We start from the raw sequence: 15367 nt of genomic DNA, 5'->3' as shown, positions 1-15367 counted from the left end.
CGGAATGCTGCGGATGGCGCCGCGGACGACGGCGCCTTGGAAACCGCCCTCAGAGCTGCCCTAGAAGCTGAGGACTTCCACCAGGCCGTTGTCCATGCGGTAGCGGGCGCCGACCATCATCAGCTGTTCGCGGGCGATGGCGTCGCGGATGGTTTCCGAATGCGTGACGATGTATTCGAGCGTGTGGGCGATATGCACCTGCTCGCAATCTTCAGCGGAGTCGAGGTCGGCCATCTTTGCCTGCCATACCGACTGGCCGGTGAAGCGGAACACCGGGTCCTCGGACGCGTCGATGATCTGGTCCATGTCGTCTTCGAATTCGGCGGCCGGCTTGCCGGTTTCCTTCGCCGTGCGCGCGACGAGTTCGTCGTATTCCTTGCGCGCGCCGGCGACGGCCGCGCAATGCTGGTGGCCGAGCACGACCAGCAGGCTCGGGTGCAGCGACCGGACGGCGAACTCCAGCGACGCGATCGTGCCGGCGTCGACGAACTGGCCGGCCGTGCGGACGCTGAAAATGTCGCCCAGCCCCGCGTCGAAAACGATTTCGGGGGCGACGCGCGAATCCGCGCACGAGAGCACCAGCGCATCGGGGTGCTGGCCGCCTTCCAGATCCTTGCGGATGTCCGGCGTCTGCGCCGGGTGGATCATCTTGCCGTCGGCAAAGCGGCGGTTGCCGGCGAGCATGGCGCTCCAGGTCGTATTGGCGGTCGTTTCGGTGCGCTCGGTTGTGTCGGTCATGTGCCCTCTTTCCCAAAAGCGGTGGCGCGGCATTGAAGCCCGCGCGGAATCCTGTACCCTAGCTTATGCCGCTCCAGCGCCCAACGGCGTACGCTCCGCGACGAAACGGGAGGGAACCCATGCGCGATATATACAGGAATCTTGGACGCAGCATAGCTGCGATGTGCGCGGCGGCGATGCTGCTGTCGGCTGCGGCATGCCAATCTGGGTCCAATACGGACAGCGAAACCGCCGGCGCGGGCGCGAAGTACAGCGCCGTGACGACGGTGGAAGGCGACGGCACGCTGGATGCGCAGATGCTGCAGTCCGACGGCGCCGACGAGAACGCGCTGCTCGTTGACGGCGCGACGGTGGAGGCGAGCGGCGATACCGTCATCAAGACCGGCGTTTCCAGCGGGCAGTGGATGGATTCCGGCACCAACGCGGCGATTCTGGCGCGCGGCGGCGCGAACGCGACGTTCGCGAACCTGACCGTCACGACCGACGGGCTCGGCGCGGCGGCGCTGTACGTGGCCGGGGAAGGGACGGCGGTGACGCTGACGCAGCCGTCGCTGACGACGAAGCAGAACTCGTCGCCGGCGCTGTGGGTCACCGGCGGCGCCGTGAGCGTGACCGGCGGCACCGGGCTGACGGTCGGCGCATCCAGCCCGGTCGTGGTTGCGACGGCGGGAAGCGTGGCGCTGGAAGGCGGCCAATGGTCGGCGCAGTCGTCGCCGCTGTTCCGGCTGACGGGAAGCGCGCAGGTGAGCGTTTCCGGGGGCCAATACACCGCGGAAAGCGGGCAAATCGCCGCGCTCGAAGGCGGCACGCTGACGCTCGGCGGCGTGCAGATCGAAGGCGACGTCGCCGATTCGCTCGACTCGGCGACGCTGGCGCTGCGCGACGGAACGCGGCTGACTGGCACCCTCGACGGGTCGACCGGCCTGGCGCTGGAACTGGACGCCTCCTCGACGCTCGTATTGACGGGAGATTCGGCCGTCTCGTCGCTCAAGAACGCGGACGCGTCGAACGCCAACATCGAACGCAACGGCTTCACGCTCACCGTCGGAGGAACCGCGCTGAAATAAAGGCCGGTTCGAACGGCGTGGGGCTAGTCGGCGCCAATCAGCGCCGAAACGATGCTGCTGACAATCGACATGATCAGCGAACCAAGCACCGCCCACCAGAAGCCGCCGATCGTGACGCCCACGTCGAACAGGCTCAGCGCCATCCACGACGCAAGCTCCATGAACAGCCAGTTGATGACCAGCGCGAGCAAGCCGAAACTCAGTATCGTGAACGGCAACGCGAGCGTCTGCACGATCGGCTTGAGCGAGGCGTTCAGCAACGCCATGAACAGCGCCCATACGGCGATGCCGAGAATCGGCGGATGGCCGACGGCATGCATGCCCGGCAACAGCAATACCATGACCGCCGCGGCAACGGTCAGAACAATCCAACGAGCGAAAAAGCGACCCATGTTCCGATTATGCCATCGCGCGACAGTCCCCGCCGTCAACAGAGACCCTTTTTATGGCTCAGTTGTAGTTTGTGCGGGCAGTTTGATAGGTCGGGAGGGGCAGCGAGAGCGGCCTTGACTGCCTCTGAGGAGGATTCGGGAGATGTAAATTTTCAGTACGTTGAAAATTCGTGGCTTGTTGTGTAACTATTTTCAGTATACTGAAAATCATGTTTATCGAACGTCCTGAGCTGATGAAGCATCTCGAACAATACCGTGATAGCAAACTGATCAAGGTACTGACCGGTGTCCGGCGTTGCGGCAAGAGCACGCTGCTTGCCGAATTCGCGCGCCGGCTCGTCGGGTCGGGGGTTCCGGAGGAAAACGTTTTCGTCCGCAGGCTTGACGAATTCCAGTACCTCTTCAACTACACCGATCAGGATCTCCATGAGGAAATCGGCAACGCGCTGAAACTCAAGGCGGATGGCCCCTTTTACGTGTTTCTGGATGAGATTCAGGGGGTGGCTGGATGGGAGCGAATCGTTCGGGGCCTGGAAACGATGGATGCCGTCGACGTCTACGTGACCGGATCGAATGCCTACCTGCTTTCTGGCGAGTTGGCAACGTATCTTGCGGGACGGTACGTCAGTGTCGACGTGCAGCCGCTGTCGTTCGCGGAAATCGTTGCGTATAGTGAAACGATTGGCGATAACACGACTCTGGAGGACAAGTTCCTCCAGTACATGCGGTATGGCGGGATGCCGGCCATCTATGAAGACGGGCGGCCGGACGGCGTACGGTGGGCCGAAACGCTGACTGATATCTACGAAAGCGTAGTCAACCGGGATGTTGCCGCGCGCAACCAGATCCGCGACAAGACGGCGCTCGGAAAACTTTGCCAGTATCTCTTTAGCACGTCCGGCAGTCTGGTCAATGTGACGAAGGTGGCCGGAGCGCTCAGGCAAAACAATACGTTGGTTTCCCGAAACGCCGTCGAGCAGTGGATGACGACGATGAGCGACGCCTTCCTTCTGTATTCGGCGCCGCAGGAACGGCTCCGCGGCAAAGCGCTGCTCAACCCGAATAAGAAGTGGTATCCGGTCGACAACGGCTTTCGGAACCTGGCAACCGGAAACCCGGATTCGGATCGCGGAGCCCAGCTTGAAGGCATTGTCTTCATGGAACTGGTGCGTCGTGGATACACGGTGACGGTTGGGGATCTCGGCAACGCGAATTCAGCTGGAAATTCCGGCGGAGAAGTCGATTTCGTCGCCCGGCGCGGTACGGAGCGGCTGTACATCCAGGTGACGCTCGACATGATGGATGAACGGGTCCGGTCCCGCGAATTGAAACCGTTGCAGGAACTCACCGATGCCTACGACCGCCTTGTACTGACGCTGAACCGGTTCGATACCGGTGTGACGGAAGAGGGAATCAAGGTGGAGTATGCGCCGGAGTGGCTGATCGGAGAGTAGCGATGTATACGTCGCTAGGGGCATCGCTACGAACTCAACCCACGCAAACTGCATCAGAACCTTTTCATTCTGCTCCGACTCCTTGCGTTGCATAGGCGCCAGCGGCTGCCATTCAGGCGTTTTGGTAGAATCGGGGACGATTACGGAACGGAGTGGCGATGGCGGATGTGAGGACCGAGCTGGCGCAGTTGCGGCCCGTGTACGAAACCGGAGCGCTGCGCATGCTGCTGCGTCCCAATGCCCGCATCTACGTTGCGCTGCTGCGCGCCGCCTTCGACCCGCTGACCGGCGAAGTGCCGCAGGAACGGCTGCTCGCCGACATGGCCGATTCGCTGGTGCTGCTCATCGGCGACGGTTCCTTCGAACCGCACGAAGGCGAGGACGCCGGCCTTGCTGCGCGGCGGATCCTGCGCGAGCTCAAGGCGCAAAGCGACGACGACTACGCCTGGATCGCCGATTCCGTCGACCGCCGTACGCACCGCGTGATGTGCCGGCTGACGCAGCGCGCGCACCGCGCCATCGAAGCGCTCGGAACGCTGCAGCAGCGCACCGTTTCCCTCTCCGGAGCGCAGGTCAACTCGATCATTCTCGAAGTGGAGAACGCCCGCAAGCAGCTTACCGTCGACGTCGAGGAACGCATCGGCATTCTGCAGGGGGAAATCGACGAACGACAGCGCCAGATCGACCAGCTGCGGGCGACCGGCACCACCGAGCCGCTGACGGCGGAACAGGTGTCGGACATCATCAACGTCGTGCACAACACGTTGCGCGGCGTGCCGGTGGATTTGCGCGACCTGGTCGTCGCCGAACGTGACAACGGCGACGAACTGCGCCGGCGCATGGACGGCGCCGACGTTCCGGCCGACGAACTGCTGGCGTTCTACCATGAAGGCTACGAACGCATCCACCGGCTCAGCGACGAAGGGCGCCGGTTCGAGGACGCGTTCCAGATTATGTACGCGCCGGAAAGCCGTCGCGAAATCGGCGACGCGCTGCAGGACATCGCGCACAGCGCCTGGATGCACGACGACGCCGACGAGCTGATGGACACCGTCAACCGCGAATTCGACGACATCTACGACGGCATCGACGCCGTGCGCCACCAGGTGCGGCAGACCGACGAAACCATCAGGATGCTCGTGCGCCAGCAAAGCGACATGCAGTTCCGCACGATGTCGCGCCAGCTGGGAACGCTGCTGGGCAGGCTCGGCGACGCGGCGCGCGGCGGCCGTACGCTGCGCGGGCCGAAGGAATTCGACATCGGCACCGGCTCCGTTTCGCTGCCGACGGTGGCGACGCGCGCCCGCGAGACCCCGGCGCGCGCTTCGGCGCCTCAGCTTGCGCAGGCGCAGCCGGCGACGCCGCCCGACCTGCACGCCATCGTCGCCGCTTCCGGCCCGCGGATCGTGCGGATGCTGGAACTCATCGAGGCGGCCCCGGCGATGCGCGGCGGCTTCATCGACGTGGCGGCCAGCTTCAACGGCCTGCCGGTCGACGAACGCCGCGAAAGCGAAATCGTGGGGTTCCTAAGCTACCTTGCGCCTTGCGAGGGGAGTTCACAAGCGTCGGAACACCAAGATTTCGAACGGCGGTGGCGTTGCGTCGACGCCGACGGCGACGAGCGGATCTGGACGACGGCGCCGCTGGCCGTCGGAGCCGATACGCTGCGCGAGTTCCTCGCGCAGGCGTAGATGGTGGCTCGGGAACCAGCGGATGCGGCGGCGTGAAGGCGGGGCGCGGAATCTTGGAAATCTTTGGACAATGGAAACGGCAACGGACGAAGCGAAGGAGGCGTGATGGAATTCGCTGACGATACCGGCGACATCGCATCGAACGCAACGGTAGCCGGCGATGCGGCGCCGGTATTCGAGGACGAAGCCGGCATGGCCGACGTGGCCAATCCGTTCGCGCTGTTCGACGGCGACCGCGGCGACATGCCGGCGCCGGCGCGCGAGGCGGCGATTGCGCTCAAGCGCAGCCGCAGCATTGGCGGCGCGCTGTTCCGGCAGGCGATGGACTACCTGCCGGACGTCGAGCGGTCGCTGAACAACGACATGCTCGTGCCGGTCATCGACGAGTACTACCAGGTGATGTACGCGCAGCCCATCGACGGCGCCGACGTGCATGTGCCGTCGCTGAAGCACCGTTCGTCGCTGACGGCGGCGCAGGCGGCGCTGGCCGTCATTCTGCGGCGCAAGGCGCTCGAATACGAAAACATGAAGGTGCCGCCGAGCGACTGGATTGTTTCACGTGAAGAACTCGTTCAGCAGCTGTCGAGCGGTTCCGGGCCGCTCGCCGGACGCAACAGCGAGGAATCGGTGGAGAAGGAAGCCGACGCGCTGATCGCGGCGATGGAAACCAACGGCTTCCTCGCCGAAGCCGACGACGGCATGAAGCTGATCACGCCGCTGCTGGCCGCCGTGGTGGATAGCCAGCGCATGCGGGCATGGCTGGGGCAGCTCGACGGCGATGGCGCGGATGGAAAGGACACGGCGGCATGACGCAAGTCTGGGATGACGATTACGCGCAGATCGAGCTGATTGCGCCGCACTGGGTGCTGCGCGAACGCCAGCTCGTCAACTGGGGTTCCTACGACGGCTACCATACGTTCGCGCCGTCCGAGGCCGACGACCAGACGGTGACGCTGCTGACCGGCCAGAGCGAATCCGGCAAGTCGACGCTGCTGGACGCGCAGGTCTCGCTCCTCTACCCCACTGGCGCCGCGTTCAACAAGGCGTCGAACGCCGGCCGCTCCGACCGCAGCGACTATTCGTACCTGCGCGGGCAGCGCGGCATCCGCAACGACGGCGGCCACGACGAAGCCGTCTACCTGCGCGGCGAAACCGTCGACGGCGAACCGTACGCCGTTTGGGGCGCCATCGTCGACCGCTATGAAGACACCGCCAACTGCGCCGACATGTCGATTGCGAAGTTCATGTACCTTCCGGCAGGCGGCTCCTCCGAAGACGTCATCAAGATTTTCGCCGTGTCCAGCGAGCCGCTCGATCCGCGGCTGCTTGACGACAGCCGCGACGAAGCGTTCACGATTCCGCTGCTCAAGCAGGTCTATCCCGGCGCCCAGTTCTTCCGCCAGGCCAACCAGTTCCGCGAGGTGGTCTGGAAACGCTTCGGGCTGACCGAAGCGGCTTGCCGGCTGCTGCACCGCATGCAGGCTTCCGACGCGCCCAGCCAGCTCGACGACATCTTCCGCAAAGGCGTCCTCGGCGAGCCGCGCGCCGTGCAGCGCGGGCGGGAAACCGCCGACGACTACCGCCAGTTCGAGCAGAACTTCCATGCGATGGAAGGGAGCCAGCGTCGCCTGGACGTGCTGGAAACCATCGAACGGGATTACGGAGCCTACGACGAGGCGCGCGGGCAGGTCGAGGCGCTGCGCGCCGTCGACCCGCAGCGCGAGGGCAGCGCGGCGGTGCGCGCCGCATGGCTGCAGGCGCGCGCCGACGACGACGTCGCCGAAATGCTGCCGGCGTACGAAACGCAGGCCGCGCAGTGCGCTGCGGCGGTGGAAGCCGGCGAATCTCGGATAGGAACGCTCGAGGAACGCGCCAAGGCGCTGCAGGCGAAGATCGGCGGCGCCGGCGGCGAACGGCTCGAGCTGCTTGAAACGCAGCTGCAGCAGGCGTCGCAGCAGGCGCGCGACCGCGAAGTGCGGCGCAGCCGGATGGCGTCGGCGTTCGAGCGCGCCGAAACGGCGATGCCGGCGGACCAGGGCGCGTGGGATGCGCTGCAAAGCGAGCTGGACGCGTTCCTTACCGACTACAACGAACGCAAGGACGCGCTGACGACGCGCTATTTCGAGCTGCTGCACGAACGCAGGGAGCTCGCGCAGCAGCTGGCCGCGCTGGAGGACGACTACGAACGCAAGCGCAAGTCCGGCTCCCGCATCACCGCCGACATGCGTTCGTCGCGCGACCGGATCGCGCAGGCCGTCGGCCTCGATCCGGCGCAGCTGCCGTATGTGGCGGAGCTGATGGACGTCGCCGACGACGCCGAGGAATGGCGCGTGGCGATGAACGTGTCCTATGCCTCGCTCGCGCCGGTCATCCTCGTCGACAAGCGCTATGAAAACGGCTTCGCGGCGAAGGTCAGCACGATTCCGCGCGAGGAACTGCCGCGGCGCAACTGGCAGTTCGTCGACACGGAACGTTCGTATGACGACGAGATTGAGCGCGGCGCCGCGGACGGTTCCAGCGAAGGCTGGCTGTCGGAACGGATCGTCATCAACGAGGAGTCGCCGTTCGCTGGCTGGCTCGCGGCGAGGATCAGCGACGGACGCAACGACGCGCGCTGCGTCGACGCGATCGACGACGCTGACCGGTCGGTGCGGCAGGTGCAGCGCGACGGGCAGATCAAGGACGCCGACCGCGGGCGGCACGGCACGAAGGGCATGAGCGCGATCATCGGGTTCGTCAACGAGTCGTACCTGGCGCAGCTGCGCGAGGAAATCGACGCGTTGACGGCGCGGCATGCCGACGTCGCCGCGCAGACGGCGCAGGCCGACGGCGAACTCAAGCGGCTTGACGCGAAGAAGACGCTTGCCGAGCTCGTGGCACGCGCCTCGTGGCCGGAGGTCGATGTCGAATCCGCGCGCGAGCAGGTGGCGCAGCTGCAGGCGACGATTGACGACATCCGTTCCAATCCGGAACTCGAGCGGCTCATCGCCCAGCGCGACGAATGCGAAGGGCAGCTCAAGCGGGCGCGGCAGGCGCAGGCGACGGCGCTGGAAGAAAGCCGGCGCGCGCAGATTGCGCAGGAAGCCGCCCGGACGTGGCTGGACGCGGCGCAGATGCGTCGTGCCGCGCCGGTGCCTGGAGCGTCGGGAACGTCAGGCGCGTCGGGAGGCGACGGTGCGCTGCGCGGCGAATGCCGGGACGTGCTGGAGCAGGGGTATGCGGAGTTCTTCGGGGCGCAATCTCAGACGGCGCAGCCCCGCGCCGCGGCGCTGCTGTCGCTCGAGGAAGCGTTTTCGGCGCAAGGCAGCCATGCCAGGCCGATCGACGCCGGACGCGTCATGGAACGGCTCGGCGAGCAGGCGGCGCAGACGGTGGCGGAGCGAATCAAGCAGCTGGACGGCGACGCCACCAAGCTGCAGCGCGTGTGCGAAACGCATATGGAAGCGTACCGGCGCGAGTACCTGTCGCCGGACAGCCCGGTGGGTACGCGGGTGGACGACTACCAGTCGTACGCCGACGACCTGCGCGAGCTGCGCGCCAACGTCATCCGCGAAGCCGCCGACCGCGAATACTTCAATTCGATGGAGAAAATCCATAAGGACCTCCAGCAGTTGCACAGCGCGCTGACCGAAGACCGCAACCAGATTGCCGAGCAGATCGGCAAGATCAACCGGCTGCTCGCGCCACACCCGTTCGGCGCGCGCAAGGGGCGCCTGTCGATCGTGGCGAATATCGAGGCGCCGGCGACGGCGTTCATGGCGCGGCTGCGGCGCAATCTGGAACAGCTGGCGGAATGGTCGCACGTTGCCGAACCGCAGATCGACGACTGCAAGCGGCTGTTCGCGGCGTGCGGCGCGCTGGTAGAGATGATCGAGTCGTGCTTCCCCGAGCATGCGGCGAACGGGCGCGGCGAAAGCTACCTGGACGCGCGGCGCCGCTCGCGGTTCTCCGCGGAAGTGACGGCCGCAGATGGCACCGTCGAACGCATCGCGTCGACCGGCGGCGGTTCCGGCGGCTACTTGCAGGAACTGACGTCGTTCGCCTACGGCGCGGCGCTGATGTACCTGCTGGCGAATGACAACGCCACCGAGCCGTCGTACGCCACCGTCTTCCTCGACGAAGCGCTGATCAAGGCGGACGGCCAGTACACGCGGCGTGCGCTGAGCGCGCTGCCGGGGCTCGGCTTCCAGGTGATCGTGTCGGCGCCGGAGTCGAAGACCGGCGACATCATGCGCTGCGCTTCGAAGGTCGTCGTCGCCCGCAAGGACCCGGCGACCGGCGTCACCACGCTGCACAGCGCCGACCTCCAGCAATCGTGACGGTTCGGAAAACAGCGAGATGAAAGGCCCGGAGGAGATTCGCGCGGCGGCGGATGCGCGGATGGAACGCCACTGCTTCGACGTGGACGGCGCGTGGCCGTTCGCGGTGGCGATTGGGGTTCCGGCGGCGCAGGAGCTGCGCGAGGAACCGACGCAACTGCTGCGGCAGGATGCGCAGACCGAGCGGTGGGCTGCGGAGCATGGATTGGAGATTGCGTACGGGAACCGTCGCGTCGGCCCGGTAACGCAACGGTTTGTTTCACGTGTAACGATACCGTCGGAAGCGGTGGCGTTGAAGATTGTTTCACGTAAAACGGCGCAGCGTCGTCGCACAGCGCTGGAACGGTGCGGCCGGCTGTGCGATGAGTTCGGCGTGGAACCTTCCGTTGCGATGGGCGTCGTGAAGTCGCTGCGCGACGAGCCGGACGCCGGCTTCGACCTCGTCGTGAAGGCGGCTGCGTGGTTCCGCGGGTACCTTAGCGATAACGGCGGCGCGGGCGGCGACCGCGAGCGGCCTACCCACTTGACGGCGCGCATGGTGCCGCTGCCCGGGTTCAGCGCGAAATGGCTGGACGGTGAGCGTTCCCGGCGTCGCAAGGCAATCTGTGTGCTGCTTGGCATTGCGTCGCTGCCGCTGGAGGAACGTCCTGCGGAAGTGCGGTTCCGCTACCTCGCTCCGGCTGCTGCGGGATGGGCCGAGCGCATGGCGACGGCGTGGCTGCCGAGCGAAGCTCCAGAAATGGATGTTTCACGTGTGATAATCACGGAAAATAAGGACACCTATCTCGCGCTGCCGGCGCTGGAACGCACGGTGACGCTGTTCGGCTCCGGCCGTGCTGTCAAGGAAGCGCCGGACGCCATGCCGTGGCTGCGCGGCAGCGATGGTGGCAATGGCGGCAGCGGCGCCTCTCTCGATGTCGTGTATTGGGGCGACCTCGATGCCGACGGCTTCGAAATCCTCAGCGATCTGCGCAAAGCCGGCGTCGCCTGCCGGTCGATCTGCATGGATATGGCGACGCTGGATGCGTTCGGCGACGTTTTGACGCAGCTATCGCCGGAAGGCAGCGCAATCAAGCCGCGGGCGCCGAAGGAGAATCTTTCGCTGACGGAAGCGGAATACGAAGCGTACCGGGAAGTCTGCTGCGGGCCGCGCGGCATTCGCCGCATCGAACAGGAACGCATTCCGCTCCCCTATGCATTGGGCTGCCTTGAACCGGAGCAATAGAGGCCGTAACGCGGCGCTGGCTGGCCGCCCGCGGCTTCGACGCGGCTGCGCATGTCGTCGGACACGTACCCGGTGCCGTTGATGACCAGCGAGACGCTGCTTACCGACACGCCCGCTTTCTTCGCCACGTCGCGCATACCGACCATTGCCGCTCCTTCTGCTGGGTTTCCTGCCCCCATGATACTTCCGAGACCCTGAGGGGTCTTATGTGAGATTTTGTGTCCCATCGGCGTAGGGGGCATACGACCTTTTAGGATTCGGTGCATTAGACTGGTCAGAACTGGCCAAGGGCAGGATTTTCTTGAGTAAGGATATGACGTGAATCAGGGTAGCAAGCCGACTATCAAGGATGTGGCGCGAATTGCCGGCGTTTCCCGTGCTACCGTTTCCCGTTATCTCAATGGGCACCGCTGGGTCAGCGATGAAGCTGCCGCAAAGATCAAGGATGCAATCGAGCAGACGCATTATGTCGCGAACACGCATGCGCGGGCGCTCGTAACGGGACGTGCCGGATCGGTCGCGCTGTTGCTCGGCGAGCCGCAGCATCTACTGTTCGAGGATCCTAATTTCGCGACATTGCTGCGCGCGCTAGCCGATGAGCTCGGGCAGCGCGGCGTTTCGTTCCTGCTGATGGCGACGAATGACAAGGACGAACAACGCCGCAATCTTGCTTATTTGCAGGCCGGCCATGTTGACGGCGTCATCCAGGTCGCCTGGCATCAGGATTCGAGCGAGATGATTGCTGATCTCGTCAATGCTGGCATTCCGACCGTCGTTGCCGAACAGCCCAATGATGAGACGATTCCGGTCGGCTATGTACACGTTGAGGACTTCGGCGGCGCGAAGCGGGCCGTTGAATACCTGCTCGAGCGTGGGGCGCACTATGTCACAATGATTTCCGGACCCTATGGCCCTCCCGGCGCCCGCGAACGCATGCAGGCGTTCCTTTCCGTGCTGGGCGCCGACGCTGACAATCGCATTGCTCATGGCGACTACTCGCTGGAGAGCGGGCGTGAACAGATGGAGCAGTTGCTGCATGACCATCCTGATCTTGATGCCGTTTTCTGCGCTTCAGATGCGATGGCCGTTGGGGCATTGCAGACAATCCGTGCGCATGGTCTCACGGTACCCAATGATGTTCAAGTCGTAGGATTCGACGATTCGACCATTGCATCGATGGCTGATCCTCCATTGACGACGATCCGGCAGCCATTCGATGGCATCGCGCGGCATCTGGTTGATCAGCTGATGCAGTTGATCAATGGCAGTCAGCCGTTCGGTGTCACTCTGCCGTGCGAACTCATCGTGCGGCAGACCACGCGCTAGATGTTCGATGTAGGCTTTGTGTTCTCCGGCGTTCGTGAGTCAATAAGACAATATCTGTTTCACGTGAAAATATGCGTATTCGTTTCATGCAGTGACTGAAATCGGTTTCAGTTCACTTTAGAAAACCCAAATTGCATATTGGCTTCGCCGTGACGGTGAAACCCTTGATTTTACTGCCTAAACACAGCGTGTTGCTCGTTGGCGACACGCCGATGATGCATGATGTCGTATCATGAGAACTGGAACCGTGCACAGTCCTTGTCACAGTAGATTTTGGACATCGCTTCAGATGGTTCCATTGAATGCCGTGACAATGGGCGTCACGGCACTGGATGAGAGGAGGCGACGATGCTTCTGCCTAACCCGATCGTCTTGCAGCGCGCGGATCCGTTCGTGCTGCATACCGATGCTGGCTACCTGTTCACTGGCTCTTACCCAACTTACGACCGCATTGTGCTGCGCCGCGCCAATCGGCTTGCGGATCTGCAGTTGGCCGAAGAGCATACGATCTGGCGTCGCCGTGAGAGTGGTCCGATGAGCCAGCTGATTTGGGCGCCGGAAATTCATCGGATTGGTGGGCAGTGGATTGTCTACTTCGCGGCTGCCCCTACTACAGAGCTCGCGCTAGATACCCATACGTTCCAGCATCGCATCTTCTGCCTGACCTGTGATGATGACGATCCGATCACCGGCACCTGGGTTGAGCGTGGCCAGGTGAATACCGGCATGGAGACGTTCGCGCTTGACGCTACGACGTTCGTTGCTGCTGACGGCTGCCAGTATTTGATTTGGGCGCAGCAGGACCTTGCGATTGCCGGCAACTCGAATCTCTATATTGCCCGCATGGTCAATCCTTGGACTCTCGATACCCCGGCTATTCGCCTTTCGTCGCCGGAATACGACTGGGAATGCATTCGCTTCACTGTTGAGGAAGGGCCGGCGGTCCTCATGCACGGCGGTACCGTGTTCGTGACGTTCTCGGCGTCCGGAACTGGTCCTGAATATGCGATGGGCATGCTGAAGGCGCCGCTGGTAGATGCCGATGGCAATCCGACGGATTTGCTCGACTCGAGCGTCTGGACGAAGCTGCCGGAGCCGGTATTCGTTTCCGATGAATCGGTCCGCCAGTTTGGGCCTGGGCATAACTCGTTCACCGTCGACGCGGACGGCAACGACTTGCTCGTCTATCATTGCCGGAACTACGTCGAGATTCTCGGTGACCCGCTGTTCGATCCCAATCGTCATGCCTGTGTCGGCCGTGTTCGATGGAAGGAAGATGGCATGCCGGACTTTGGTACGCCACTGCAGGACACGCGTTGGACGCCGGCGACGTGTGAGGTGCTTCCTCCTGATGGCCGTCTCGTCGTCGATGAAACGGTGTAGGGAAATACGGTCATAAAAAGCTTTTATATCATCAAAACAAAACAATAAAAGATATTCAATACTCATTCTCTGATTCCAATGAAGGAAAATATTTTAGAGAAAGTCATTTAAAAAAATCAGCAAGAATATGCCATGCTGCAGGAAATGGAGGCTCCCCGATGGCAGAATCCTTTAACCGCTCCGCGACGCTCGTCGTCGACGATGCGTTCAAAATTGCGCCGGTGAACGACCGTGTCTTTGGATCGTTTGTTGAGCATCTGGGACGTTGCGTATATACCGGCATCTACGAGCCAGGCCATCCAACGGCTGACGAAGACGGCTTCCGCCAGGACGTCATCGATCTCGTCCGGGAACTCGGCGTGACAACAGTGCGCTATCCAGGCGGCAACTTCGTCTCCGGCTATAGGTGGGAAGATGGCGTAGGGCCTAAGGAGGATCGCCCACGGCGCCTTGATCTCGCCTGGCATTCGACTGAGACGAATCAATTCGGTCTGCATGAGATGGCGAAATGGCTCCGGAAGACCGGCGATAACGAACTGATGGAGGCCGTCAATCTTGGTACGCGCGGGCTGTCGGAAGCGCTTGACTTGCTGGAATATGCCAATGTTCCCAGTGGCACGGCTCTGAGTGAGTGGCGCCGCGCCAATGGGGCAGATGAGCCCTTCAATATTCGAATGTGGTGCCTCGGCAACGAGATGGACGGCGACTGGCAAACCGGCCACAAGACCGCGGAGGAGTACGGAACCCTCGCGAATTCCGTGGCACTCGGCATGAGAAGGATTGACCCTAACCTCGAGCTCGTTGCTTGTGGCTCCGCCGCGCATGACATGACGACGTTCGGCAGCTGGGAGCAGACGGTCCTTGAGAAAACATACGAAAACATCGACTTCGTCTCCTGCCATTCGTACTACTGGCCCCGGCGTAATGCCGATGGCGAGCACGACATGGCCAGCTTCCTCGCATCGGGCGTCGACATGGAACGCTTCATCCAGGAGGTGGCGTCGTTCATTCGGGCTACGAAGGCGCGCCTCAAGAGCGACCATGACGTGTTCATTTCGTTCGACGAATGGAACGTCTGGTACATGGATGATGAGCCGAGTAAGAATCCGGAAGGCATCAGCAACTGGCCGGTCGCCCCACACCTGCTCGAGGATGTCTATTCAGCTGCTGATGCCGTCGTCGTTGGCGACCTGCTGATTACGCTGCTCAAGAACGCCGACACCGTCCATTCCGCATGTCTGGCGCAGCTCGTCAACGTCATTGCCCCGATCATGACCGAGGAAGGCGGCCCTGCGTGGCGCCAGACGACGTTCTACCCGTTCGCGATTACCGCAAAACTTGCGAAGGGTGGCACTGTCCTTGAACCGAAGCTGGATAGCGGGACAATGGCGACGGACCGCTACGGCGAAGTGCCGCTCGTTGATTCGGTCGCCGTTCTCGGCACAGACGGCTCGATTAACGTTTTCGTCGTCAACCGCTCCCTTGAGGAGACCATCGACTTCGATGTCAGGCTTCCTTCCGTCATCTCCGCACCGTCGGTCACGGCGACGACGGTCCACGATGACGATCCGTGGGCGAAGAACACCCGCGACGACCAAGACCATGTGACGGCACAGCCGAACGATTCGGTCCGTTGCGATGGCAACGGCATCCATGTTTCGCTGCCGCCAATCAGCTGGACCGCCATCCAGATTGAGCGCTAGAAGCGACCTTTCCCAATTCTTTCTTTCCATCATCAAGAAACCAACAACACCGATGAGAAATCCAAAGGA

General features: G+C 63.1%; 11 protein-coding genes and 1 pseudogene. 9 read left to right on the top strand and 3 right to left on the bottom strand.

Annotated features, from left to right (window positions below; translation table 11 throughout):
* Positions 1–60 precede the first annotated feature (60 nt).
* A complete protein-coding gene (locus AC1AXT_RS07730) occupies positions 61–738 on the bottom strand; it encodes a carbonic anhydrase (protein WP_476541091.1) in 678 nt (225 codons plus the stop codon).
* Between the two features lie 119 nt (positions 739–857).
* On the opposite strand from AC1AXT_RS07730, the gene AC1AXT_RS07725 reads away from it, so the two are divergent.
* Positions 858–1805 carry a hypothetical protein gene (locus AC1AXT_RS07725; protein WP_476541089.1) on the top strand — a complete coding sequence of 316 codons (948 nt, stop codon included), beginning with the start codon at positions 858–860 and terminating at the stop codon, positions 1803–1805.
* A 23-nt stretch (positions 1806–1828) separates the two neighbouring features.
* On the opposite strand, the gene AC1AXT_RS07720 is transcribed toward AC1AXT_RS07725, so the two are convergent.
* Complete coding sequence (locus tag AC1AXT_RS07720; RefSeq protein ID WP_476541087.1) at positions 1829–2197, bottom strand: phage holin family protein; 369 nt, start codon at positions 2195–2197, stop codon at positions 1829–1831.
* 209 nt (positions 2198–2406) lie between these two features.
* Here AC1AXT_RS07720 and AC1AXT_RS07715 point away from each other — a divergent pair, with 209 nt between their 5' ends.
* The 5 genes from AC1AXT_RS07715 (at position 2407) to AC1AXT_RS07695 (ending at position 10886) form a co-directional block, all read left to right on the top strand.
* Entirely contained in the window at positions 2407–3651 is a 1245-nt protein-coding gene (locus AC1AXT_RS07715; protein ID WP_476541085.1) for an ATP-binding protein, read from the top strand.
* A gap of 158 nt (positions 3652–3809) precedes the next feature.
* Positions 3810–5342 (top strand): DUF3375 family protein, encoded by a 1533-nt coding sequence (locus AC1AXT_RS07710; protein WP_476541083.1) that lies wholly within the window; start codon positions 3810–3812, stop codon positions 5340–5342.
* Between the two features lie 105 nt (positions 5343–5447).
* Complete coding sequence (locus AC1AXT_RS07705) at positions 5448–6152, top strand: DUF4194 domain-containing protein (protein WP_476541081.1); 705 nt, start codon at positions 5448–5450, stop codon at positions 6150–6152.
* Positions 6149–9661, top strand: a complete 3513-nt coding sequence (locus tag AC1AXT_RS07700) for an ATP-binding protein (RefSeq protein ID WP_476541079.1) — start codon at positions 6149–6151, stop codon at positions 9659–9661. Before AC1AXT_RS07705 ends, AC1AXT_RS07700 begins: the two co-directional genes overlap by 4 nt.
* Positions 9662–9680: 19 nt before the next feature.
* Positions 9681–10886 (top strand): Wadjet anti-phage system protein JetD domain-containing protein, encoded by a 1206-nt coding sequence (locus AC1AXT_RS07695; protein ID WP_476541078.1) that lies wholly within the window; start codon positions 9681–9683, stop codon positions 10884–10886.
* 29 nt (positions 10887–10915) lie between these two features.
* Here AC1AXT_RS07695 and AC1AXT_RS07690 read toward each other — a convergent pair.
* A pseudogene (locus AC1AXT_RS07690) lies at positions 10916–11032 on the bottom strand (LacI family DNA-binding transcriptional regulator); the annotation flags it as partial.
* 172 nt (positions 11033–11204) lie between these two features.
* On the opposite strand from AC1AXT_RS07690, the gene AC1AXT_RS07685 reads away from it, so the two are divergent.
* From AC1AXT_RS07685 to arfA, 3 genes are all read left to right on the top strand, one after another.
* Positions 11205–12212 carry a LacI family DNA-binding transcriptional regulator gene (locus AC1AXT_RS07685; protein WP_476541076.1) on the top strand — a complete coding sequence of 336 codons (1008 nt, stop codon included), beginning with the start codon at positions 11205–11207 and terminating at the stop codon, positions 12210–12212.
* A gap of 348 nt (positions 12213–12560) precedes the next feature.
* Complete coding sequence (locus AC1AXT_RS07680; RefSeq protein ID WP_476541074.1) at positions 12561–13595, top strand: glycoside hydrolase family 43 protein; 1035 nt, start codon at positions 12561–12563, stop codon at positions 13593–13595.
* Between the two features lie 158 nt (positions 13596–13753).
* Positions 13754–15298 carry an arabinosylfuranosidase ArfA gene (gene arfA / locus AC1AXT_RS07675; protein WP_476541073.1) on the top strand — a complete coding sequence of 515 codons (1545 nt, stop codon included), beginning with the start codon at positions 13754–13756 and terminating at the stop codon, positions 15296–15298.
* The last annotated feature ends 69 nt before the right edge of the window (positions 15299–15367 follow it).

It is taken from the genome of Bifidobacterium sp. LH_450 (genome assembly GCF_056356715.1).
Note: the sequence above shows the minus strand (reverse complement) of the source record. Positions and strands in the feature narration are given on the sequence as shown.

What these genes read in the sequence shown, in the direction of transcription:
- AC1AXT_RS07710 (WP_476541083.1), top strand. Translation starts at nt 3,810, where the DNA reads ATGGCGGATGTGAGGACCGAGCTGGCGCAGTTGCGGCCCGTGTACGAA.
- AC1AXT_RS07705 (WP_476541081.1), top strand. Translation starts at nt 5,448, where the DNA reads ATGGAATTCGCTGACGATACCGGCGACATCGCATCGAACGCAACGGTA.
- AC1AXT_RS07715 (WP_476541085.1), top strand. Translation starts at nt 2,407, where the DNA reads ATGTTTATCGAACGTCCTGAGCTGATGAAGCATCTCGAACAATACCGT.
- AC1AXT_RS07725 (WP_476541089.1), top strand. Translation starts at nt 858, where the DNA reads ATGCGCGATATATACAGGAATCTTGGACGCAGCATAGCTGCGATGTGC.
- AC1AXT_RS07720 (WP_476541087.1), bottom strand. Translation starts at nt 2,197, where the DNA reads ATGGGTCGCTTTTTCGCTCGTTGGATTGTTCTGACCGTTGCCGCGGCG.
- AC1AXT_RS07700 (WP_476541079.1), top strand. Translation starts at nt 6,149, where the DNA reads ATGACGCAAGTCTGGGATGACGATTACGCGCAGATCGAGCTGATTGCG.
- AC1AXT_RS07680 (WP_476541074.1), top strand. Translation starts at nt 12,561, where the DNA reads ATGCTTCTGCCTAACCCGATCGTCTTGCAGCGCGCGGATCCGTTCGTG.
- AC1AXT_RS07730 (WP_476541091.1), bottom strand. Translation starts at nt 738, where the DNA reads ATGACCGACACAACCGAGCGCACCGAAACGACCGCCAATACGACCTGG.
- AC1AXT_RS07695 (WP_476541078.1), top strand. Translation starts at nt 9,681, where the DNA reads ATGAAAGGCCCGGAGGAGATTCGCGCGGCGGCGGATGCGCGGATGGAA.
- arfA (WP_476541073.1), top strand. Translation starts at nt 13,754, where the DNA reads ATGGCAGAATCCTTTAACCGCTCCGCGACGCTCGTCGTCGACGATGCG.